At 38.0% G+C, this 23,717-nt stretch carries 20 protein-coding genes; 11 read left to right on the forward strand and 9 right to left on the reverse strand.

Annotation, left to right across the window (positions count from 1 at the left end; all coding sequences use genetic code 11):
• The first annotated feature begins 63 nt into the window (after nucleotides 1-63).
• Nucleotides 64-1,284 (forward strand): tyrosine--tRNA ligase, encoded by a 1,221-nt coding sequence (gene tyrS / locus DYQ05_RS11180; protein ID WP_024466739.1) that lies wholly within the window; start codon nucleotides 64-66, stop codon nucleotides 1,282-1,284.
• A gap of 90 nt (nucleotides 1,285-1,374) precedes the next feature.
• Here the strand turns inward: tyrS and DYQ05_RS11185 are convergent, their stop codons facing one another.
• Together DYQ05_RS11185 and DYQ05_RS11190 are read right to left on the reverse strand one after the other, a co-directional pair.
• Nucleotides 1,375-2,004, reverse strand: coding sequence for an adenylate kinase (locus DYQ05_RS11185; protein ID WP_020966125.1), 630 nt, complete (start codon nucleotides 2,002-2,004; stop codon nucleotides 1,375-1,377).
• Nucleotides 2,005-2,059: 55 nt separating this feature from the next.
• Nucleotides 2,060-3,286, reverse strand: coding sequence for a dicarboxylate/amino acid:cation symporter (locus tag DYQ05_RS11190; RefSeq protein ID WP_024465272.1), 1,227 nt, complete (start codon nucleotides 3,284-3,286; stop codon nucleotides 2,060-2,062).
• A 125-nt stretch (nucleotides 3,287-3,411) separates the two neighbouring features.
• On the opposite strand from DYQ05_RS11190, the gene fdxA reads away from it, so the two are divergent.
• Genes fdxA through DYQ05_RS11210 form a run of 4 tightly spaced genes read left to right on the forward strand, consistent with a single transcriptional unit; the run spans nucleotide 3,412 to nucleotide 6,039 of the window.
• Nucleotides 3,412-3,582, forward strand: a complete 171-nt coding sequence (gene fdxA, locus DYQ05_RS11195) for a 4Fe-4S ferredoxin (RefSeq protein ID WP_024465273.1) — start codon at nucleotides 3,412-3,414, stop codon at nucleotides 3,580-3,582.
• A 44-nt stretch (nucleotides 3,583-3,626) separates the two neighbouring features.
• The gene (locus DYQ05_RS11200) at nucleotides 3,627-4,025 is read left to right on the forward strand and encodes a hypothetical protein (RefSeq protein WP_020966128.1); all 399 of its coding nucleotides are present in this window, start codon (nucleotides 3,627-3,629) and stop codon (nucleotides 4,023-4,025) included.
• Nucleotides 4,026-4,027: 2 nt separating this feature from the next.
• Nucleotides 4,028-4,987 (forward strand): LysM peptidoglycan-binding domain-containing M23 family metallopeptidase, encoded by a 960-nt coding sequence (locus tag DYQ05_RS11205; protein ID WP_252722791.1) that lies wholly within the window; start codon nucleotides 4,028-4,030, stop codon nucleotides 4,985-4,987.
• On the forward strand, nucleotides 4,987-6,039 hold the full coding sequence (locus DYQ05_RS11210) for a lipid II:glycine glycyltransferase FemX (RefSeq protein ID WP_029409810.1): 1,053 nt from the start codon (nucleotides 4,987-4,989) through the stop codon (nucleotides 6,037-6,039). The genes DYQ05_RS11205 and DYQ05_RS11210 overlap by 1 nt, the downstream gene beginning before the upstream one ends.
• 13 nt (nucleotides 6,040-6,052) lie before the next feature.
• Here the strand turns inward: DYQ05_RS11210 and DYQ05_RS11215 are convergent, their stop codons facing one another.
• The 5 genes from DYQ05_RS11215 to DYQ05_RS11230 form a co-directional block, all read right to left on the reverse strand.
• Complete coding sequence (locus DYQ05_RS11215) at nucleotides 6,053-7,669, reverse strand: methyl-accepting chemotaxis protein (protein WP_252723369.1); 1,617 nt, start codon at nucleotides 7,667-7,669, stop codon at nucleotides 6,053-6,055.
• Nucleotides 7,670-7,680: 11 nt separating this feature from the next.
• On the reverse strand, nucleotides 7,681-8,178 hold the full coding sequence (locus tag DYQ05_RS14150) for a hypothetical protein (protein WP_252723370.1): 498 nt from the start codon (nucleotides 8,176-8,178) through the stop codon (nucleotides 7,681-7,683).
• Between the two features lie 68 nt (nucleotides 8,179-8,246).
• Entirely contained in the window at nucleotides 8,247-9,569 is a 1,323-nt protein-coding gene (locus tag DYQ05_RS11220; RefSeq protein ID WP_029409811.1) for an ABC transporter substrate-binding protein, read from the reverse strand.
• A 194-nt stretch (nucleotides 9,570-9,763) separates the two neighbouring features.
• Complete coding sequence (locus tag DYQ05_RS11225; RefSeq protein ID WP_252723371.1) at nucleotides 9,764-11,359, reverse strand: neuraminidase; 1,596 nt, start codon at nucleotides 11,357-11,359, stop codon at nucleotides 9,764-9,766.
• Nucleotides 11,360-11,554: 195 nt separating this feature from the next.
• The gene (locus tag DYQ05_RS11230; RefSeq protein WP_024466027.1) at nucleotides 11,555-12,115 is read right to left on the reverse strand and encodes an NUDIX hydrolase; all 561 of its coding nucleotides are present in this window, start codon (nucleotides 12,113-12,115) and stop codon (nucleotides 11,555-11,557) included.
• A 91-nt stretch (nucleotides 12,116-12,206) separates the two neighbouring features.
• Between DYQ05_RS11230 and DYQ05_RS11235 the strand changes: the two genes are divergently transcribed.
• From DYQ05_RS11235 to DYQ05_RS11255, 5 genes are all read left to right on the forward strand, one after another.
• Entirely contained in the window at nucleotides 12,207-13,028 is an 822-nt protein-coding gene (locus tag DYQ05_RS11235) for a cytidylate kinase family protein (protein WP_024467743.1), read from the forward strand.
• 28 nt (nucleotides 13,029-13,056) lie between these two features.
• Nucleotides 13,057-15,045 (forward strand): excinuclease ABC subunit UvrB, encoded by a 1,989-nt coding sequence (uvrB, locus tag DYQ05_RS11240; protein ID WP_024467744.1) that lies wholly within the window; start codon nucleotides 13,057-13,059, stop codon nucleotides 15,043-15,045.
• Nucleotides 15,046-15,152: 107 nt separating this feature from the next.
• Nucleotides 15,153-15,356: a 50S ribosomal protein L31 gene (gene rpmE / locus DYQ05_RS11245; RefSeq protein ID WP_020966137.1), complete on the forward strand. Its 204-nt coding sequence runs from the start codon at nucleotides 15,153-15,155 to the stop codon at nucleotides 15,354-15,356.
• Nucleotides 15,357-15,478: 122 nt separating this feature from the next.
• The gene (locus tag DYQ05_RS11250; protein ID WP_020966138.1) at nucleotides 15,479-15,919 is read left to right on the forward strand and encodes an NfeD family protein; all 441 of its coding nucleotides are present in this window, start codon (nucleotides 15,479-15,481) and stop codon (nucleotides 15,917-15,919) included.
• Between the two features lie 173 nt (nucleotides 15,920-16,092).
• Nucleotides 16,093-16,650, forward strand: a complete 558-nt coding sequence (locus DYQ05_RS11255; RefSeq protein WP_020966139.1) for a hypothetical protein — start codon at nucleotides 16,093-16,095, stop codon at nucleotides 16,648-16,650.
• A gap of 201 nt (nucleotides 16,651-16,851) precedes the next feature.
• On the opposite strand, the gene DYQ05_RS11260 is transcribed toward DYQ05_RS11255, so the two are convergent.
• Nucleotides 16,852-18,246 (reverse strand): aspartate ammonia-lyase, encoded by a 1,395-nt coding sequence (locus DYQ05_RS11260; protein WP_024467745.1) that lies wholly within the window; start codon nucleotides 18,244-18,246, stop codon nucleotides 16,852-16,854.
• A 177-nt stretch (nucleotides 18,247-18,423) separates the two neighbouring features.
• On the opposite strand from DYQ05_RS11260, the gene DYQ05_RS11265 reads away from it, so the two are divergent.
• Nucleotides 18,424-20,025, forward strand: a complete 1,602-nt coding sequence (locus DYQ05_RS11265; RefSeq protein WP_029408985.1) for an ATP-binding protein — start codon at nucleotides 18,424-18,426, stop codon at nucleotides 20,023-20,025.
• Between the two features lie 70 nt (nucleotides 20,026-20,095).
• Here the strand turns inward: DYQ05_RS11265 and mfd are convergent, their stop codons facing one another.
• Complete coding sequence (mfd, locus tag DYQ05_RS11270; protein ID WP_206183446.1) at nucleotides 20,096-23,602, reverse strand: transcription-repair coupling factor; 3,507 nt, start codon at nucleotides 23,600-23,602, stop codon at nucleotides 20,096-20,098.
• Nucleotides 23,603-23,717: the final 115 nt, after the last annotated feature.

A 23,717-nucleotide genomic window follows, 5' to 3' on the forward strand; every position in this document is an offset into this window, starting at 1 on the left:
AAAATTTCTCAAATACAAATTTCGTAGTTGACATTAAAAAATTTTTATTTTATACTTCGTTTTATGAACGAAGCATTAGAAACATTAGAAAAACGCGGTTTTATCAAACAGTGTACCAATTTGGATTTACTTTCGGAAAAAATGAATAACGGCCCGATTGTTTTTTATAACGGTGCGGACCCGACGGGGCCTAGTCTTCATATAGGACACTTGGTTCCGATTTTTGCATTGAAACACCTGTGTCGGGCAGGACACAAGGGAATTATTTTAATAGGCGGCGGAACGGCGCGCATAGGCGACCCGTCCGGAAAAACGGAAATGCGAAAAATGCTTGATTACGATACACTCGATAAAAATGCGGAAGCCATTCAAAAGCAGCTTGAAAAATTTTTAGCGGAAGATGCCGCTTCAGTACGTTTTATGAATAATAAAGAATGGTTTGCAAATGTAAACTATATAGATTTTTTACGCGACATCGGTTCTCATTTTTCCGTAAATAAAATGCTCACATTTGAAGCTTATAAAAAGCGTATGGAAACGGGTCTTTCCTTTTTGGAATTTAACTATCAGCTTTTACAAAGCTATGATTTTTTAACGCTTAATAAAAATTACGGTGTAACGCTTCAAATAGGCGGAGACGACCAATGGGGGAACATGGTAGCCGGCAGCGATTTAATCCGCAGAAAAACCGGCAACGAAGTTTTTTCTTTAACCTTTAACCTCATTACACGCTCCGACGGGCAAAAAATGGGAAAGAGTGAAAAGGGCGCCTTGTTTTTAGACCCGAATCTTGTTTCCCCTTACGATTTTTTTCAATATTGGCGGAATGTGGACGACTCGGACGTTAAAAAGTTTATGAAGCTTTTTACTTTTTTACCTATGGACGAAATTGAAAGCGTTTGTGCAGGCAATATAAATGCGGCAAAAGAAAGGTTGGCTTTTGAAGTTACCTTTTTAATACACGGAAAAACCGAAGCGGAAAAAGCCTTGGAAGGGGCAAAGGCGGCCTTTTCAGGCGGAGGAAATAAAGAAGCTATGCCCACGGTAGACTTTCCCGCAAGCCGTTTTGCCGAAGGTATCGGTGTATTGGATTTATTCGCGGAAGCAGGCTTGGCTTCAACCAAAAGCGAAGCCCGCCGTCTGGTGGAGCAGGGAGGAGCCTTTATAGGGGAAGAAAAAATAAGCGATATAAAAGCCATTATAAAAACCGACAGGCTCGATAAAGATAATGAGTTAATTTTACGTGCCGGAAAAAAACGTTTTATCAGAGTTAAATTGACATAAAAATTTATTTAAAACCGATTTACAAACGGAAAGGGAACAGGTAAGCAAAAACTTATCGGTTCCCTTTCCGTTTTATTTGCATTTAAAATTTTATAAAGGAAACTTCGATATAAAATTTTTTAAAACTTCATCGGATGAGGGACGTGCGTCAATATTTACGGTTAAATTCTTTTTTCCGTAATAATCTATTAACGGAGCGGTTTGCTTGCGATATGTATCCAACCTGTTTTCAATAGCCTCGATTTTATCATCAGGACGTGTAATTAACTCTCCGCTGCACGAATCACAAACTCCTTCGGTTTTAGGTTTTATAAATTCAATATGAAAACTTTTTCCGCACGAAGAACAAATTCTTCTGCCGGAAAGCCGCTTAATTACCTCATTATCGGAAATATCGAAATTAACAACCGAATCGATTTTTACGATTTTTTCCAAGGCGTCCGCTTGAGCGGTGGTTCTGGGAAAACCGTCAAGAATAAATCCGCTCTTCGCGTCATCTTTTTCCAGTCTTTCTTTTACCAATGCGACCGTAAGGTCATCACTTACCAATTTTCCCGAATCAATAACCGCCTTAACTTTTTTACCCAATTCGGTTTGATTTTTAATTGCAGTGCGAAAAAGATCTCCGGTAGAAATATGCGGTATCTTGTACAACTTTGAAACCTCAAAAGCCAAAGTCCCCTTACCTGCTCCCGGCGGACCTAAAAAAATACAGTTCATTACTTTTCTCCCATTCAATGCCTTAAAAATTTATTTAAATGCCTTTAAAGACAGTTTAAATGAAAAACCTCAAATCGCGCGGATTTGTCATTTCAAAAATATGCCCTACTATATATGTTCCGGTAATTGCCGTAAGAGAATCAATTGCAGCCGCTATGGAACCTATAAAAAATGCGGCAGGCTGTAAAATTAAAAATCCGGATTCAAATCCCTTGTAAAGAGAACATATTGCAACAAGGGAAATATATGTTCCTCCTATCGGAAATCTGCCCAGGAAAAAAGAAAATAAAGCGGACATACAAACCAGCCAAAACATATCTCCGGTTACAAGCCCCAAACTCGAATACGATTTTAAAATAACTATAAAGCTGATAGTTACCACCATTGCACTCCCGGCTCTTCCGAAAATGGAAAAAACCGGCAAACTTACGGAGGAAATTCTTCGGCGAACGCCTAAACTTTCGTTTGAATGACGTAAAAGTACGGGTAAGGTTAAATTCGTATCGCCTGAAAAAAAAGCGGCGCAAACGGGAGCTATCGATGCATAAAGAATTTTATAGGGATTTACGTCCCTGCAAATAATTTTTAATAAGACAGGATAAATAACCAAGGCTATTATTACAAAATCTATGAATAAAAGCATTATAAAACCTGCAAAAAACTTCGTAGCCAGCATACCTTTAAATTGAATTATCCAATTTGCCGAAATTGCAATTAAACCTATCGAAAGCATATCAACAAAAAATGCGGTAACGGCATAAGCAATTCTGGAAAGAGAATCGAAAAGCGTCAAGGCGGGTTTAGAGATATTCTTATCCACCGCGCAGCCGGCTCCCGCAAACCCTGCAAAAATACATACGGGAAGTATATATAAGCCGTTTATAAAAGCTTCAAACGCACTTGAAGGAAATAAGGTTAAAAACGAATCTATAATCCCCAAACGTTCAATCTTGGCGGTTTCTTCTACAAAAATGGGAATACGCGAAGGGTTTCCTATTAAAACCGATATAAGACCGAAAAAAGACATAAAGAATGAAGATAAAACGATAAACAGTGAAACCGTTATTGCCAACTTTAATAAACTGCGAGATTCTCGCAGTTTAAAAATACTTACCGTAAAACCGAAAAATAAAACGGGATATAACGAATACCGCCCGAATTGAACGGAAAGGTCCGTTAAAAATTTAATTGCGGAATTGAAGAATTCGCCGTCGGCGGGAGCAAAAAAAGCAAAACAGCCTCCGAGCAAAATACCTATCAGATATTTAATCCAAATTTTCATAAACCTCATTGTACAAAAAGAAAACGGTTCAGTCAATAGACGGAAAAATCAACCGTACCGCCCCTTGTTTTTTTGCAGCATAAATGTTATATTATGAGTAGAAATTTAAAATAAGGAGTATGCAAATGGCTTATAAAATTTCTAATGCCTGCACGAATTGTGCCTCGTGCGAAAGCGAATGCCCTGTAAGTGCTATAAGCGAAAGCGGCGGCAAACGCGTAATTGATGCTGATGCTTGCATCAGCTGCGGTGCTTGTGCGGGAGTTTGTCCTGTAGAAGCAATATCTGAAGAATAGTGCTTTAAAAGCGCTGTTTAAAAAAGACGAGTCTCGGGGGAGCGATGAACTTAAAAAAAATTCTTAAAGGTTACGGAGCCTTATTTTCAGGGCTTTTAACCTTTATTGTAATCGCAGGAGTCAGTGTAATTGTAGGCTTTACGGTAGTGTACCCGCTTTGGATACTTGCAGTAAAAAACGCCGCATTATACACGATAATATCCGGCTTTATTTTCGGCTGCGGTATTCTTTACCTTTTAATAAAAAAGATAATAACCGCATACAAAAAAAGCCCCCGAAGGCTCTTTATTTCTTTATCAAAAATAATAACCGTAACAGGCGGCACGGCTCTGGCGGTATACTCGGTTTTTAACTATTACAATATTGCAGCCCTTTTAACGGTCATAGCCGTATTTATAATTTACGGCTTTTTAGCCTTTGCTTTACCTCAGGAAAAAGCATAACTTTGAAATTCAATAAGCAAAACCGGATTATCGTATTTTCGCTTTTATTTGTTTTGCATTGCACCTTTTCGCAAACTCCTAATGGAAGCTATGTAAAAAGCGTTTACCCTGAAATTAAAAACCTGGAAATTACAGATGAACTTTTTATCCAATACAACGAAGGCGTTTCATTGGCAAGAAGAGCTATTGCGGCGGGAAAACAGGGAAAAGACCTCCCCTTCGCTTTTTTCTTATACACCCCTAAAAAAGAAGACTCGATTATAAAAATTGCAGCCCGTTGCTCAATTCCGTATGACGCAATAGTAACTCTTAACAGAATAGAATCGGTAGAAACCGATATTACAGGTAAGCCCCTTATTTTACCCTGCCTGCCTGCCGTCTATTTACCTGAAAACCCTCTTTCCAGTATTGAAAAATTAAATGCTGCCCTTTTTGAAAAATACAAGGCCGAACCCGTAGAATTAAATATCTATGATACCTCAACGGGAAATTTAAAAAAAAGAAAGGTTTTATGCTTTGCAAACGAAGTTTTCGACGGCACTGCAAGAGCCTTTTTCTTTAAACCCTTTTATAAATTTCCGTTAAAAGAAGGAGTCTTAACTTCAGGATTCGGTATGAGGGCAAATCCGTTTAACGGAGAAAAAAGCTATCATCCCGGAATAGACTTGGCGGCCCCTACAGGTACACCCGTTATGGCATGTGCCGCAGGAAAGGTAAAAAAAATTTCATACAGCAATATCTACGGAACCCATATCGTATTATCTCATACTGACGGAAGAGAAAGTCTTTACGGACATCTAAGCGCAGTTTATGTGTCCTTGAATGAAAGCGTAAAATCGGGTACACTCATCGGCGCAGTAGGTTCGACAGGCCTTTCTACGGGACCGCATCTTCATTTCGAAATACGGGAACACGGAATCCCTAAAAACCCTGCAAAATATATAGAAAAGGGAAGAAAATAATGCAGGAAACTCTTATTTTAACTGAAAAATACAGGGAAGAATTCGATAAAACCGTAAATCACCCTATCCAATCATGGGCTTGGGGAGAATTTAAACGCTCTATCGGAGCAATCCCGGAACGTATAGGCTTTTTTGAAAACGGAAAAATGTTTGCGGCATTGCAAATAATTTTTTCTAAAATTCCCAAAACAAAATACACTATAGGATATGCGGCAAAAGGCGTTTTTTCGGATAAGGCTCCCATTACGCTCCAAAAAGATATTTTAAAAATCCTTGCAAAAAAACATAATGCGATTTTTATCAAACTTGAACCCGATTTTTGTCTTTCAGTAAAAGAAGATAACTGCGAAGAAATAGAAAAAATTTTTATCGAAAAGGAAAAAGATTTTTTAGCGGGAAAAATTATTCGGGGAAAACATATTTTTACACTTTATGATTTTCACTTAAATTTAAATAAATCCGAAGAAGAATTAACCGCATCGTTTCATTCAAAAACAAGGTATAATATACGCCTTGCCGAAAAAAAAGGCGTAACCGTAATCGATAAAAGTTCCGAAGAAGGAATGGAAGATTATATCCGTCTTATGGAAGAAACGACGAAAAGACAAGGCTTTTTTAATCATAATGCCTCTTATTTTAAAAAAATGTTTAAAATTTTACCGAAAGAGCAGCTTCGTATTTTTGAAGCCGTTTATAACGGCGAAGTTTTAACCGCATGGATTCTTTTTAATTTTAACGGAAAACTTTATTACCCTTACGGAGCTTCCTCAAATAACCGCCGCGAAGTAATGCCCAACAATTTAATAATGTGGAAGGCTATTCAATACGGAAAAAATACGGGCTGTTCCATGTTCGATTTATGGGGAAGTCTGGGGCCTAAGCCCGAAGCCGACGATCCATGGATAGGCTTTCATAAATTTAAAGCCGGTTACAATCCTACTCTTGTTAAATATATAGGAGCTTACGATTTTATATACAAACCGGTTTTATATAAACTCTTTAATGCCGCGAATAAAATACGCTGGAAAATCTTGCGCAAAAAGAAAAAATAAGTTTTTTATATTGCTATTCCGTTTTAAACTTACCTACTTCCGCAGCAAGCTCATCTATACTTTGTTTGTTTTTTACGGCAATATCGAGAGATTCTTTTGTAGCATCGTTTATCAAATCAACTTGCGAGGCGATTTCATTCATATTTTCCCGTAAAACGTCTGTTAAATTTCCGAGACGGGCGGTTTCCGCAATAATCTTTTCTCCGCCCAAAAGCATTTCTCCGGAACTGTGTTTAACTTCGCTTGTCATATTGCTTACATCTTTAATCATTTCCCAAATGGCTTTTCCGTTTTGCTCCTGCTCTTCCATTGCATGAACAACACCTTCAATGGAATGGCTTACATCCTTTGAATAGCCTGCAATAAAATTAAATTTTTCAACGGCATTTGAGGCGGAAGCTGCAAGAGTTTCAATTTCACCTATTAAATTTTTAAGCGTTACCGAAATTTTCTTTCCCTGAGCGCTGGATTCTTCGGCAAGTTTCCTTATTTCCGAAGCAACAACGGCAAAACCCTTGCCGGTTTCCCCTGCATGAGCGGCTTCAATAGCCGCATTCATTGCAAGTAAATTTGTTTGACTGGCTATATTTTGTATTACGGAACCCGTTTCAATTAAACCGTCGGAAGCCTCCGCAATACGCTGAGAAATTTCGTTCGCTTTTATAAGAGTTTCCCGCCCGTCGGTAGTTGCGGAAGATAAATTTAAAATAGCTTCACGGGTTTCTTTTACGTTTCCGCCTACGGCACCTATGCTGAGAGTCATCTTATCGAAAGAGGAAAAAGATTTTTCTACAACCGATGCCTGTCTTACAATGCTTTCGTTTAAAAGTCTTAAAGTCGTAATTATCTGCTCTATAGCGGCATCCGTTTCCGAAACGCTCTTTTCCTGTTCGGTAAAACTTATATTTAAATTTTCTATACTGGAAGTAATTTGCGTAACAAACTCGCTTACCGAAAGCATATTGCTTTCCAAATCGGAGCCGACCTCTTCCATTACTTTAGAACCTGAGCCTACTTTTTGAATCGAATTTCTTAATTTAAAAATAGTTTGATTAAAATATGAAGATAAAACGCTTGTTTCATCTCCGCCGCCTGCCGGCAATTTTATGGTTAAATCGCCCTCTCCTTGAGAAATATTTTTAAGCGCATCTATTATGAGGTTAATCGGTCTTACAATTTTTCGAGCTATAAAAAAGCCTATGATAACTGCCAATATCAATCCTACCAGTGCTATTAAAGTAAAAATACGGATTAAATTAAATACGTTTTCCGAAATAAATTCTCCGGAAGGAGCCGTTATCAATAATGTCCAATCGGAATACCTCATAGACGATACCGCGGAAATATATTGAACCCCGTTTATTTTTGAAACATTAACCGAGGAGACTTCGGAAGTTAAAGCCTTTTTTAAAAAATCCGAAAAACCGTTTTTTTCTTCCGCATATATTTCAGTAAAAATATTTTTATACAAAATTTCAGGCCGGCGGTTACCTATAATAATTCCCTCCGGGCTTATAAGATAAGCTGTTCCCGTTTCGCCGACAATAATATCGCTTATTAAATTTGAAAGCGAATCACCTAAAAGATATGCGCTTATTACGCCCGTAATCTTTCCCTGTAAATCGCGCACGGGAATTGCGGCTATTGAAATATATGTACCGCCTCCGCCGATATTTTCGGCTCCGTAAGCACATACTTACCCTTCACAGCCTTTTTAAACCAATCCTCCGAAAAAATATTTTCACGTTTACCGTCCGTACGGTACAACAGTCCGTCAAGACCTGCTATACCGAAATGAAGCCAACCGCGCTGTTTTTGCATTTGAATTTCATTTTTAAAAAGTTTTATTTTTTCTTTATAAGATACGGAGTCTTCCTGCATTTCTGGAATATTGGAAAAGGCTTCAAGTTTTCCGAAAATGGATTTTGCCCGTTCATCTAAAATTTTTGATGAACTAAAAACCAATTCCTTTAAAAAATATTCGGTATTGCGCATTAAGAAAAACGACGCAAGCTGTACCGAAACGATACACAAAATAGTTAAAATCGAAACGGAAAAAAATGCAAATGCGGCTATCATTCTATTTTTTATTGAAAATAAACTTAACTTTTTATCCGTAAATAAGGGTTCTTTTTTCATAATTTACTCCTAATTATAAAACATTCAAACGGTTTAAGCTAAAAGCCGCCTGCATAAACGGTGTACATCTACCGGTTTTTTAAACTATTATCGGAATTCCGTACAAAGTCGTTTAAAACTTCTTGAACATCTTTACCGGCAGCGGCTTCTTTTAAAGCCGTATTCCAATATTCCCGCATCTTCGAAAAGCCGTTTATATTATTATAATATTGCCCGAAAAAGCGTTCCAAAACCGAATTATATAATATTTCATCGTCATCTATTTCAATTTCTATTTTCGAACTTGCAGGGAAACCTCCCGATGCCTTTATTAAACGCTTTGCCCAAATCTTATCCGTAGCGGCAAAATGCAAAAATTTTTTAGCGGCTTTTATTTTTTCCGCATTATTTTTAGAAAATATACAGGCACCTCCTGCAAGAAATTCCAAAGAAGGAGAGGAGGAGTCGTTAGGAAACGGCATATAAATAGGAGTAAAATCTTTATTTTTATATTTGCGCTTACCGTCATTAAGTTTATTTAATTGAGGTGAATACAAAATAGTATGAGCTGCATTACCTTCGATAAACATTTTAATCGCATCGCTTGAAGTTAAATCGGCTCCGTCTAAAAGCATACCCTGTTTTATTGCATTTAATGTCCACTTAACGTTTTTTACCGCATTCGGGGAATTATAAATATATTCGGAATAATCGCCGTTTAAAAGATTTGCATCACCGTATAAATTAACTAAAAAAGCCCGCGTACCTTGGTCTCCTCCCTGATTTTTGTAATAAAAAACACCGGGAGTTTTGTTTGCAGGCAGTTTTGCTCTTAATTCTTTAAGAAGGGTTTCATATTCGGCAACCGTCCAACTGCGGTCGCGGCGTTTGTAGGGAAGTAAATCTATAAGACCTAAGTCTTCAAGCATTTCTTTATTAAATGCCATCGAAAAAGGTACTTCATGAATGGGATACATGTATGTACGCCTGTCCTTCCCTGCGGAAACCGCCAAAAGCCCCGTAGTTATATAAGGCTTTTCAGTTGCAAGAATATCGTCCAAGGGTTCAAGCAAATTTTTATTTGCCCAAACGATGATGCGCCCCGGAGAATCATATATAATATCGGGAGGATTACCCGAAGTAATGGATTTTTCTATTTTTCCAGGACCCTCGCTGAAATCCAAAAGCGTAAATCTTACTTTTATTGAAGGGTTCTCCTTTTCAAAAGCCGCTATAAGGCTTTTTTCAAAGTCTCCGTCTTTTCCGGTTTCGGAAGTAAAATTGGGGAAACCCCAAAATTCCAGCTCCACCGTATTTTGTGCCGAATTTTTATTATTACAGTTTACAAAAAATAGAGAAAGAAAAAACAGTAAGGCCGTCTTTTTTAATAATATAAAAAAAGTTTTTTTCATATAACACTCCATAAAAACTTTTTGCAAAAGATTATTAAACCCTTTCGAGGTTCCTTCCGCAAAGAAATTTATTTTACATACCCGCAAAGCGGCTAAGATATGCGTTTACGGTAAGCCGATAACGTAAAACCGACTTCAAAAGGTTTAACATCAAAGGCGGAAAACCTCTTCCCTGCCGCTTTTTTAACGGGTTTTTATTTCCAATGAAGTTTTTCTCCGGAATAATAATTTTTATCCTCCTCCGATGCGGGCTTACCCTCCAAATCGGTATACGGGCAGGCCATAGAACCGGTCCCTAAAAAAATAGGGCCGTACTCATTATTTGTAATTGTACTTATAGGCAGATTTCTATAAGCAATATCGTAATCAAGACCGCTTCCGCGTGTATTGCGCTCGTACAAAAAACCTATACCTCCGTCCCTCTGCACTGACATAGTGGAATAAGCACCTGGCCCGTTTTCCACCAAATATTTCTTCCATTCGGAAGATTTTACAAATTCATCTATAGAAATTGTACCGTTCGGGATTTCCCTCCAGTAAATTGTAACATTTTTACGGTCGGAAACCTCGGGAAAGGATTGCAGTACAAGATATACAGGAGATTTCGTATCTTTTTTACGCGCCTTTACTACAAGAATTTCCCCGTTTGTTCCTCTGCAATTTCCCGAATTATACTCTTTTACTCCTGACCAAGTACCCGACACTTTATCAGCATTATAAGTAAAAATATTAAAATACCTTCCGTTATCCTTGCGGCTTGAAAGCACTACGCTTCCGTCAGGCAGTTCTTCCACCTTAGGCTCATCTCCATTATGTATGGGAGAAGTATTCGAATTCCCCAATACATTCCAGTTCTTACCGAAATCGTCCGAATAGCACACGGCATTCCCGTAACCACGGCTTAATAAGGCTGAGTAAATGCGGTAATGGCTTCCGTTTTTTATATAACGCGACTGCATAATTCTTCCCGAACCGAAAAATAAGCTTTCCCATGTATTGTTAAAGCCGAAAATAGTATCCGTTATATCGCTTTCCGTAAAGCCCCCCCCGTCGGAAGAAACAAATTGCTTTACTTTTTGATGATTACTCTTTGTTCCCGCCTGATAAGAAACATTTCCCGAAACACATAAAAGAAGAACAGCATCGGATTCCCTATCCGCAACAAAGGCGGAATCTCCGTAACCGTAATCGGCAGTATCGGGAACTTGTTTAATAAATTTTTCATCTTTCCATGACCTTCCGTTATCGTAAGAATATTTAGCCAATAGACTTATTCGATGGTTATTCCCTAAATCTGAATTATTGCCGTACCGCAAATCGGTTACCGCAATAAGGGTTCCGTTATTTGTAACCGCAAGGGCGGGAATTCTGTAATAATCATTAGGATAGGGAGAGGTTTTACTTTGCCATAAATCCATTGCTTTCACATCTGTTTTTTGTGTCCATTTCGCATATAGGGTAATATCTTCGGTTACAATATCCGTATCGTTCTTCCATGGATTCGTACATTCTTTTTCTTTATACCAGCCGCCGAAATCATACCCCGAAAATTCCAAAGCGGGAGTTTTTTCTACAGGTATTTTACTTTCTACTTTGGTAATAAAGACCTCTGGCGTTTTACCCATTCCCTGCGCGTCAAAATTTACGGTAACGCTTAAGGGCTGCCCCGGAGCGGGTATAATAGGCACAAGTCTTTTATGAGACATGTTTTTTAAATTATCATCGCAGGCTGTTAAAATAAGCACCGCCGTAATAGCCGTAAAGATAATCGGTTTTAAATTCTTTTTCATATAAATACCTCCCGATATTTAATAAATGTTTTTACAGTACAAAAATATTCCTAAACCGTCAACTTTTTTTAATAAACTTTGCCGTTATCTATATATATAATTTTAACTATAGTATAAGCACTTACATTAAATGCCTAATATTAGACATTTTTAATATATTTTTAACATAATAGATTAAATAAGTCAATCATTTAATTATAAGCCGTAATTTTTTATATACAAAAACATCGCGGCATTCATAATAGCATGAGTATAAGGCGGCCTTCCCATATTTTTTATTGCAGTTTTTACCGGAACATTTACAACATTTAAAAATTCGTCCGAATCTAGTTCTTGCGATAAAGATTCCTCTCCGGTTTCGGCATAAAAAATATGACACTCGTTTTCCATAATTGCAGGATTCGGAGAAAGAACCGCCAAATGCTTTAACACCCTTGCCTCTTTTCCCGTTTCTTCCAAAAGCTCGCGTCTTGCTGCGGCGTCCGGAGCTTCGCCTTCATCGATAACCCCGCCGGGAAATTCCATAAAAACCTCTTCAGCCGCATGCCTCCACTGCTGTACCATAACAAAATTTTCTCCCTCTTCGCTCTTACATACGGGAACTATAATAACCCAATCGGGAGCCTTTAAGGATGTAAAGGTCTTTTTTTCACCGTCAGGGGAAATACTTTGTTTTTCACAAACAGTACATACGCGCGTATTAAAAATTTCTTTTACGTCAACAGGTTTCCATAAAATTTCTTTATTTTTTTTCATAAATTCGCAATTCTCCATTTGACATATCTTAAATTTCGGTTTATTCTATTATTATAATTAGATGAAAATTTTAATTTAATTAGGAGGTTTTATGGCAATTATAACAATTTCACGAAAAATCGCTTCTTTCGGAGATGAAACGGCAAAAGAATTGGCAAATATTTTAAATTACGATTTTATTGACCGTAAATCTTTGGAACAGGATTTATTAAATAGAGGAATTTCAGAAGCACAATTAAAAAAATACGATGAACGCAAGCCCGGATTTTGGGCATCTCTTTCGCGCGACAGAGATGCATATTTCGATTATTTAAGAGAAGCCGTGTATGAGCACGCTTCTCGAGGCAACTGTATCTTTATAGGACGAGGCGGATTTGCGATTTTACGGAATGTACCGGGATTGTATTCCGTACGCCTGGTAGCTGCCGACAATATCCGTATCGCACGCATTATGGACGAATTTAATTGGCCTGAAAAAAAAGCGAAAGACTTAATTGAAGAAAGCGATAATAACCGTGACGGTTTCCATAAAACTTTTTTTAATACGGAAAATGAAGATTCTTCCGAATATAATATGGTTATAAATACGGGGTTCATAGAACCTAAAACGGCGGCGGAAATTATAAAATTCGGACTTGAAAAAACGGTTTCGGCCGATGAAATAATTTTAGGCGAAAAAAGAATAAAAGAACTTTTACTTGCTCAAAAAATAGTAAACCACATTTCCTTTGAAATTAAACTTCAAATTTATTTTTTAGAGGCGGAAATAGACGGAGAAGAATTGACTCTGCACGGTGTTGCGGATAATAATGCGGCAATAGAAAAAGCCTGTGCCGTTGCGAAGGAAATGTCCGGAAATAAAAAAATCAATTCCGCAATTACAATCGTAAATGAATATAAACCTTTTCCGTAAAGGAAATTTTCGTTATAATTAAATACAAATGAAGCGCTTTAAACTTATTTCCGATTATGCTCCGTCAGGCGACCAGCCTGAGGCTATTAAACAATTGGCGGACGGTATCCTTGCAGGCGATAAATTTCAAACCTTAAAAGGCGTTACCGGCTCAGGAAAAACATTTACCATGGCAAATATCATTCAGGCGGTACAAAAACCTACGCTTATTATAAGCCATAATAAAACACTTGCGGCACAGCTTTACCGCGAATTTAAGGGCTTTTTTCCTGAAAATGCCGTTGAGTATTTTGTATCATATTACGATTATTATCAGCCCGAAGCCTACGTACCGGCGCGCGACCTTTATATAGAAAAAGACGCCTCAATAAACGATGAAATAGACAGACTGCGCCTTTCGGCGACCTTCAGTTTAATGGAGAGGCGAGATGTAATAGTTGTGTCTACGGTTTCCTGTATTTACGGTTTGGGATTGCCTGAATCTTGGCGCGATTTGCGCATTACAATCGAAAAGGGGCAAACGGTTAATATCGAAAAATTTAAAAAACAGCTCATAGGTTTACAATACGAGCGCAATGATGCCGTATTGGAGCGCGGACGCTTTCGCGTTAAAGGCGATGTTATGGAAATTTTTCCCGCTTATATGGAAGAAGCTTACCGCATAGAATTCGATTGGGAAGAAATTGTAAGGATAAGAAAATTTCACCCTGTAAGCGGCGAAGTAATTCAAGAATATGAAGAGCTTTCAATTTATCCTGCAAAGCACTTTGTTTTACCTGAAAACGCAATTCCCAACGCTCTTGAGCGTATTAAAAAAGAATTGGAAACTCGGCTTGAGGTTTTAAAAGCACAAGGGAAACTTATGGAAGCGGAAAGGCTTAAAACCCGTACGGAATACGATATTGAAATGCTTTCCGAAATGGGCTATTGTCCCGGTATAGAAAATTATTCGGCTCCCATTGCAAACCGTCAACCTGGAGAACCTCCGGCAACGCTTTTTCATTATTTTCCTAAGGATTTTTTGCTTTTTATGGACGAAAGCCACGTAACCTTTCCTCAAGTGGGAGCAATGTATGAAGGCGACCGCAGCAGAAAACAAAACCTTGTAGACTTCGGCTTCCGTCTTCCATGCGCTTTGGATAACCGACCCTTAAAAATTGCGGAGTTTGAAAAAATGCTTAATCAGGCCGTCTTTGTTTCCGCAACGCCGGGCCCGAAAGAGCTTGATTATTCCGTACGCGTAGTGGAACAACTTATACGCCCCACAGGCCTTTTAGACCCGGTCATCGAGATTCACAAAAGTGAAGGTCAAATGGAGCATATTTACGAAGAAGTTCAAAAACGTATCGGCTTAAACGAGAGAAGTTTAATTTTAACTCTTACAAAAAAAATGGCGGAGGATTTGACCGATTATCTTACAGGGCTCGGACTTAAAGTAAAATATATCCACAGCGAGGTGGAAACAATTGAACGGGTTGAAATTTTAAAAGGCCTTCGTGCGGGGGAATTTGACGTCCTTATAGGAATTAATCTTTTACGCGAAGGAATAGACTTGCCGGAAGTTTCTTTTATCGGAATCCTTGATGCCGATAAAATAGGGTTTTTACGCTCCGCTACAAGTCTTATTCAGATTGTAGGTCGCGCCGCCCGAAACGAAAACGGAAAGGTAATTATGTATGCCGACCGCATAAGCGACGCAATGAAAGAAACCCTTGCGGAAACGGAACGCCGCCGCACGATTCAGCAGGCATATAATACCGAACATAATATAACGCCGAAAACGATTAAAAAGGCGGTAGAAGATATTTTAACTCGTGAAAACGAAATAAAAAAAGAAGCGGCGATTGCTCAAGCGGAACCCATTATTTCAAGTTTTAATATACTCAATCCTGCCGACCGCAAAAAACTCATTAAAAAACTCGAAGCTCAAATGGCCGAATATGCCGATATGCTGATGTTTGAAGAAGCGGCGGTTCTCCGCGATAAAATCGAAGAAGTAAAAAGGTTAAGCGGATAGTTTCGGAATATAAGCGAAAATACTTCATAAAAATTTATTTATTCTATACTATTGCATAAAACAAATAAATTTAGTATAATCTTTCGATACACCTTAGGAGGTTTATAATGAAAAAAGATATTCATCCTAAATATGAAGAAACAACCATTACTTGTGCCTGCGGCAATGTAATCAATACACGTTCTACGGCTAAAGATATTAAGGTTGAAATCTGCTCGCAGTGTCATCCGTTTTTTACGGGAAAACAAAAACTTGTAGATACTGCAGGACGAATTGACCGCTTTAAGAAGCGTTATAACATTAAAGGCTAGTTTCAGCGGAGTTTTAACCGTACCGGGTTTAAGCAATACCCGGACCGACGGTTTAATAAGTTAAAGTGCAGAGATTTTTCTCTGCACATTGCTTTACAGCACTGGCCGAATAGGAGGATTTTATGGATTTATGGTCCGTTTGGCTATTAGCCGGAATTATCTGTATCGGACTGGAATTAATTGTTCCGGGACTGGTAATTATTTTTTTCGGTTTAGGTGCAATTCTTACTGCCGTATTTGCTTTTGTTGTTCCGGAAGTTTTATGGCTTCAAGTTCTTGTTTTCATTGTATGCTCGCTTTTCTCTTTACTTTTTTTGCGAAAAAAATTCACTTCCGTTTTTAAAGGTTCCATGTTTTATCCGGATAAAAAATCGGATAACTCTGCGGCCGACTTTGCCGAAGTATCGGAAACCGTCTATGAAAACAAAGAAGGAAGAATCAAATATAAGGGGACGACGTGGAATGCTCTTTCAGTTTCGGGCGAAATCGAAAAAGGTTCTTCCGTTAAAATTATAAAAAAAGAAGGCCTTACCTATTTTGTTGAAAAAGTAATTGCCAAATAAAATACAAATGAGTATTGACAGCTTACAAAGTAAGCCGCTTACTTTGTAAGCGTTTTACGATATAAGCCTTTTACCCGAATTAAGTTGAATTTTATTAAAACTTTTAAATAACATATTGCAGACTTACACAAAATAGTGTATAATCAAAGCCATAAACATAAAAGGAGCTATTTATGTCCACTTTAAAAGCTATAGATCTTTTTGAAGCTTATGCGCAAAACAAACTGCCTATGGATCAGGGATACATCGTATCTTCTTTTTTTAAAGAAGAATCAGCTTACAGCGTATATGAAATTATTTCGTATTCGACTGTAAAAGATATTTATATGACGGGAGACGGATTGACCTTCCAAACAAACGGTAAAAAACTGTTTCTTTTGGTTGAACCTGCAAATTTTCCGCATAAATCAACGGAACCCGTATTTCGTGCCAAGGGCTTTCAAGTACCTTTGCGCTTTAAAGAATCTAATATTATAACTGCAAAAAACCAATCGACGGTAATGTTCAGTAAAGCTCCGCAGGAAGCGATTTCGGCATTTACCGTTGTAAAACCGGAAGGTATAAATTTTGCTTTTTTGTTTTATCCTCTGCCCGATACATTTAAATCAATAGAAATGTTTTTTGAAAAAACTTTAAACCAGGAAGCCGTTATTCCTCTTGCGGACGCAAAAAAAGTGGCAAAAGAATTTGCCGCTATATGCGAGCAAAAGCTGACTTGGCCTAAAGAGTAATTAAAGTTTTCGTTTTTATATAAGTTAAAAAGCTGAAGCCTCAATGGCAACAAAAAAACGGCGGTTTAAACTTATAATGAAAAATATCGTTTAAACCGCCGTTTCGTCCGTATAACTGTAAAATAAAAATTCATATTACAGCTTAAATAATCCGTCTTGTATAGAATCTACCTGCGCTTATCATACGGCGCAGGTAAAGCATTATTTTAACTTTCTGGGTTTAGTCATATTTTCGGGTTTTAAAACCTCATCCAGTTTTTCTTTTGAAAGAAGGCCGCGTTCCAAAACAAGGTCATAAACACCCTTGTTCTCGCGCAAGGCGGTCTTTGCAATATCGGAAGAAGCTTCGTACCCGATAACCGGATTTAAAGCCGTAACCAAACCTATACTTCGTAATACGCTGTTTTTGCAGTGCTCGTAATTTCCGACAATTCCGTCTATGCAGCGTTCCCTCAAAGTTTTCATTCCGTTTATGAGAAGTTTAATAGATTCAAAAATAGAATAAATCATAACCGGCTCAAAAACGTTAAGTTCAAGCTGTGCGGATTCCGCTGCAAGAATTACCGCCGTGTCGTTTCCTATAACGCGGTAGCAAATTTGGTTTACAACTTCGGGAATTACCGGATTTACTTTTCCCGGCATAATGGAAGAGCCCGGCTGCATCGGAGGCAGGCTTATATCGTAAAGCCCGGTTCTGGGTCCAGACGAAAGAAGCCGTAAGTCGCTGCATATTTTAGAAAGTTTTGCCGAAAGGCGTTTTAATTCGGAAGAGTAAGTAACAAAGCCCGATGTATCGTTCGTAGCGGCTATCATATTTTTTGCAGCCTTTAACGGAAGAGCCGAGATTTTAGAAAGGTAATCCGTAACCTTCGGAGTATACATAGGGTCGGAGTTAATACCCGTACCTATTGCCGTAGCGCCCATATTTATTGTATAAAGATTTTTTTCAGCGAATTCTATTTGCTCAATTTCATCTTCTAAAGAAGCCGCATAAGATTCAAATTCCTGTCCCAACGTCATAGGAACCGCATCTTGAAGCTGGGTGCGTCCCATTTTTATATTGTCGCCTAAATCTTCCGCTTTTTTTCTAAAAGAAAGTATAAGGCGTTTCAGTTCTTCGATTAGGGGTTTTGTGTTTAAGCATATTCCGAGTTTTGCAGCCGTAGGATAAGCATCGTTGGTGGACTGCGCAAAATTGACATGATTATTAGGGTGGCAGGGATTATATGAACCCTTAGGTTTACCTAAAATTTCGTTTGCACGGTTTGCGATAACCTCATTGGCGTTCATATTTGTTGAAGTTCCGGCACCGCCTTGAATCATATCGACGACGAATTCCTTGTCGAATTTTCCTTCGGCAACCTCCCTACAAGCCTGCACCATAGCCTTGTACACTTCATCGCTTAAATAGCCAAGCTCATGGTTTGCTTCAGCTGCCGCTTCTTTCGTATAAGCAAGCCCTTTAATAAAATCGGGAAAATCGCAAAGTTTAAGCCCCGTGATTTTAAAATTTTCCGTACTTCTAAAAGTTTGGATTCCATAGTAAGCATCTGCAGGTATTTCCAATTCTCCAAGCAGATCGTGTTCCTTTCTCATTGGTAACTCCTATTGTTAATAGTAATTTATTATATACGTTAGTTTAAAAACAGACAAGTGGGAAAGAATAAACGCGCCGACTTTAAAATGTAAATGCTTAAGCGGCATACTTAAATTTATAAAAGACTCCCTTATAAATTTTTTTTAATTATGTTAAAATATAAAGCGGAGGTATTTATGGATTTCAGTAGAAGACTGCCTATAGGCGTACAAAGTTTTGAAGTTATGCGAAGCGATAAATTTCTCTATGTCGATAAAACGGAATTCGTTTACCGTCTCGTTAATTCAAGCAGGGTATATTTTTTAAGCCGTCCGCGCCGCTTCGGTAAAAGCCTCTTTCTTTCCACATTGGAAGCCTTCTTTTTAGGCAAAAAAGAATTATTTACGGGCTTAAAAATTGCGGAATCGGAAGACGCTCAAAGCACCCCGTGGAAAAAATATCCGGTTCTCCGCTTTGATTTCAGCCCGAAAAATTACGAAACTGAAAAATCAATTTACGAGATTATCGATTCGAATTTATCGTCAATTGAAACTATGTATTCCATACCTAAAACAAAGAACGCTCCTGAAGACAGATTTAAATTTATTTTAGAAACCTTACATAATAAAACCGAAGAAAAGGCAGTCGTGCTTGTTGACGAATACGATAAACCTCTTTTACAAACAATGAATGTAAACGAAAAATTAAATGAAAAATACCGAAACGTTTTAAAAGCCTTTTATTCTGTATTAAAAAGCTGTGACCACGTTATACGCTTTGCCTTTTTAACGGGAGTTACCAAGTTCAGTAAGGTAAGTATTTTCAGCGATTTAAACAATTTAAACGATATAAGCTTAAAACCCGATTACTCGGGAATATGCGGAATTACTCAAAGCGAACTTGAAAATACTTTTAAACCCGAAATAGAAGTCTTGGCGGAAAGAAACAGGTTAAGCTATGAGCAATGTATAAAAACATTAAAACAAAATTATGACGGCTATTGTTTTGCGGACGGAACGGAAAATATGTATAACCCTTTCAGCTTATTAAATGTGTTTGACGGAAAACAATTTGAATATTATTGGTTTGCAACGGGAACGCCTACATTTTTGGTAAATGCTTTAAAAGAGGCAAATTATAATATACCCGATTTGGACGGAAATGTGGAAATGGACGCCTCGGGATTATCGGATTACAGGGCGGGAAACGATTCTGCAATACCTATTTTATTTCAAGCGGGATACTTAACCATAAAGAGCTACGACAGTGATTATAAGATGTATAGGCTAGGCTTTCCCAATGATGAGGTAAGATACGGCTTTTTGCATAATCTTTTACCGGCGTATTCAAATTTAAATTTCGGGGATACGGCGTTCAGCGTAGTAAGTTTTACAAAAGACCTTAGAGCCGGGCGGGTGGAAGAGTTTATGCAAAGATTAAAGTCCATAATGGCGAGTATTCCCTACGATAATGTAAAGAAGGAAAGCGGAGAAAGCCTTGCATTAAGGGAGCATAATTTTCAAATATGCGTTTATTTGGTGTTTGCCCTTATGGGACAGTTTGTAAAAACAGAAACGCATTGTGCAGGCGGGAGAAGCGATTGTACGGTGGAAACCGAAAATACGATTTATATTTTCGAGTTTAAATTAAAAGGAAGTGCGGAGGAAGCCTTAAAGCAAATAATAGAAAAAAAATATGCTGAAGCATACAGGGCTGAAGACAAAGAAATAGTTTTAATAGGCGTAAGTTTTAATGCGGAAGAAAAAACGGTAGGAGAATGGCTTACGGAAAAAGCGTAAACGCCGTATACAATTAAACCGTTTTAACTCCGCTTAAAAGATATCCGTTTAAAATAAAACCGTTTTTATTTTACATCAACCGGCCTAATTTTTCACGGATAAACTCGCTTTTTTCTTTTAAACCTATTTTCCCTGTTTGAAGAATTAAAACATTCGGAGCCTTAGGGTCAAGCGTTACTCTTCCGTCAGATTCTTTTATCATACGTAAAAGTTTATCAACGGAAATTTTAGAAACGCGGGCAAACTCCACTCTTACCTTCGATTTTCTTTCTTTTAAACTTGAAATTGAAAGCGTATTGCAAATAATTTTAATTTCGGAAAGAGCCAATAAGCTTTCCACTTCTTCAGGTGCAGGCCCGAAGCGGTCGGAAATTTCCGCATAAATACCGTCCAAATCTTCCTGAGTTTTTACCGCCGCAATTTTTTTATAAACTTCCATTTTAGTTTCCGGAATGTTTATATATGAATCGGGAATAAAACCTGAGTATTCAAGTTCTATAACGGATTCCTGCATAGGCTCGTAATTTCCGTTTTGCAGCTTTTGCACAGCTTCATCTAAAAGACGTAAATATAAATCAAACCCGACGGAATAAATATCTCCCGACTGCTCACGTCCCAAAAGGTTCCCCGCTCCGCGTATTTCCATATCCTTCATTGCAATTTTAAACCCGGAACCCAGCTCCGTAAAATCGGAAATTACCTGTAAGCGCTTCATAGCAACTTCCGATAAGGCTCTATCTTCCGGATACAAAAGGTAGGCATAAGCTTTTTTATCCGAACGCCCCACCCTTCCGCGCAGCTGATACAATTGCGAAACCCCGTACATATCCGCTCTGTCGATTATAATCGTATTCGCATTGGGAATATCTATTCCGTTTTCTATAATTGTAGTTGCAATTAAAACTTGAAAACCGCCCAAACTGAAACGTTCGAAAATTTCTTCCAATTCGTTCGGAGACATTTGCCCGTGTGCGGTTTCAATCATAATTTCGGGCAAAAGCGATTGAAGCATAAAAAGAGTATCTTCCAAAGTTTCGACTCTGTTATGGAGATAAAAGACCTGTCCGCCGCGCGCCGATTCACGCCTGATAACATCAGCAATTTTTTCCGCATTGAATTCTTCTATTACCGTTTCAACCGGTTTACGGTTTTGAGGGGGCGTTGTAATTACGCTCATATCGCGTATTTTTAAAAGCGACATGTGAAGCGTACGCGGAATAGGAGTTGCCGAAAGCGAAAGACAATCAACATTATGTTTTAAGGCTTTCAGTTTTTCTTTATCTTTAACTCCGAAACGCTGCTCTTCATCTATAATCATTAAACCCAAATCTTTAAAAACAACGTCTTTTTGAATAATACGATGTGTGCCTACAAGTACATCTATTTCGCCTTGTTTTAATTTTTCCAAAACCTTTTTTTGTTCACCCTTAGAAATAAATCTTGAAAGACGTGCAATTTTTACGGGGAAATTTTTAAAACGTTTATTTAAGGTTTCAAAATGCTGTTCGGTTAAAATTGTAGTAGGCGATAAAAATGCAACCTGTTTACCGCTCATTGCAGCTTTAAAAGCCGCCCGCATTGCAACTTCGGTTTTTCCGTAACCTACATCACCGCAAATAAGTCTATCCATAGGGACGGGTTTTTCCATATCCGCTTTTACGTCTTCAATGCAGGTAAGCTGGTCGTCCGTTTCCTCATAAGGAAAGGCGGCTTCAAAGCTAAGCTGCCATTCATCGTCTTTTTGAAATGCAAACCCCTTGCTTGCTTTCCGCCTTGAATATAAGTCTATTAACTTTGCCGCAATATCTTCCACCGATTTTTTTACTCTGGTCTTGCGGTTTTCCCATGATTTTGAACCAAGCACATCAAGATGCGGCGCTTCGCCTTCATTTCCGATATAACGTTGAACCATATCGGCCTGTTCAATCGGAATAAAAACGGTTTCATCGTTTGCATATAAAAGATTTATGTAATCGCGTTCGGTATCGGCAATTTTTACGCGCTCTATGCCTCGGAATTTTCCTATGCCGTAATTAACATGAACAACATAATCGCCGGGATTTAATTCTATAAATGTATCTATTACGCTGCTTTTTGCGGTTTTTACCGACTTCGGGATTCTTCTTCGCCGTCCGAAAATTTCGTTTTCGTGAATTACAAGAATTTTAAGCTCCGGAATTGAAAAACCCGCCGAAAGATTAAAGGGTAAAACATGAACGGCAGATTCATGCAAAATTTCCTGAATACGCAGAGCTTGGTTATCGCTTTCCGCAAATACGTAAACCGTCCAGCCGGAATTTAAAAGAGCTTTTAGTTCTTCCTTTAAATAAACTATGTTACCGAAAAAACTTCTTGCAGGTTCAGTATAAAATTTTATAAAAGACTCCTCGCCGCTTAAAGAACTTTTTTCGTTCAGGGTTTTAAAAAAGACGGAACGCGTATAATTTTGACTTAATTTATCGAACTGAAATAAAATATGCTGAGGTTCGGGGAATTCGGGAATTACGGCTTTACGTTTTTCGTTTTCGTCAAATTGATTTTTTGCTTTTTTATAAAGCCCCAGATATTCCCGAGACAATGTTTCAAAAAAATTTTTTTGTCTGTCGTAATCGATATAAAAAACCGTTATATCTTTTTTAGGGAAATAATCCAGTATTGAAGTTTGCTTTTCAAAACAAAGCGGATAAAAAATTTCTTCGCCTTCAAATGTTTTATAAGTTTTAAGTCTTTCGATTATGCGTAAGGCATCAGGTGAAAACTCTTTTAAATTCTTTAAGTTTTTTTCCAAAACCGAAATACGTTCTTTATCCCAAATAACTTCTTTTGCAGGGAAAAAGGTTACCGACTTTATTTCTTCAAGAGAGCTTTGACTGTTTACATCAAAGGTTTTTATTTTTTCAATTTTATCAAAATCAAATTGAATTCTATATGCATTTTTTAACGAAGAAGTATTCGAAGCAAGACATACGTCCAACACTTCACCTCGTAAGGCAAACTCGCCCCTCACGCTTACCCGCGGAACTCTTGTGTAACCCCAAGAAGTTAAAAGCTCTGCAACTTTTAAAATATCTACCGCGCCTCCTACGGCTAAAGAGCATTTATTTTTTTTTAAATATTCTCCGGGAGGCACCGGCGTTAAAAACGAGCGCTGACAAGTTATAAAAATACGCGGATTTTTTTCATCACTTTTTTTTGATACGCTCCCGTCAGCCTCCCCGCCTTCTTCTCCCGCTTGCAAAAGAAGAGAGAGAATTTCAGCCCGTTCCGCAAAAACCGAAGAAGAAGGTGAAACCGGTCTATATGCAAGACTTCCCCACCACGGTAAAACACGGGTTTCTATATTTGAAAAATCCAAATCGGCTAAAACCTGTTCCACTTCTTTTTCCGTGGGAACAATTATCAAAACGGAGCGTTTGGTTTTATAAAAATATTCCGCCAAAAAAAAGCCTAAAAGCCCGCCTGAAAGACCTGCAATATTAAAAGGATATGCTCCGCTTTCAATTTGAGTAAAAGCGGTTTTCATACCGCACCACGTTAAGATGTTGTTTTGCAAAGATTGAATTGTCCGCGATGACATTAAATTTTACCGTCCAGTTACCGTAATTACCGTTGCTATATGACGGCAATCATCAAGATTCCTTTCTTTATAAACCCGCACTGCTATAAATTCTTTTGACAGATTATCAATATAA

Origin of the sequence: Treponema pedis (assembly GCF_017161325.1) — a bacterium.
In the GTDB taxonomy this organism is placed as follows: domain Bacteria; phylum Spirochaetota; class Spirochaetia; order Treponematales; family Treponemataceae; genus Treponema_B; species Treponema_B pedis.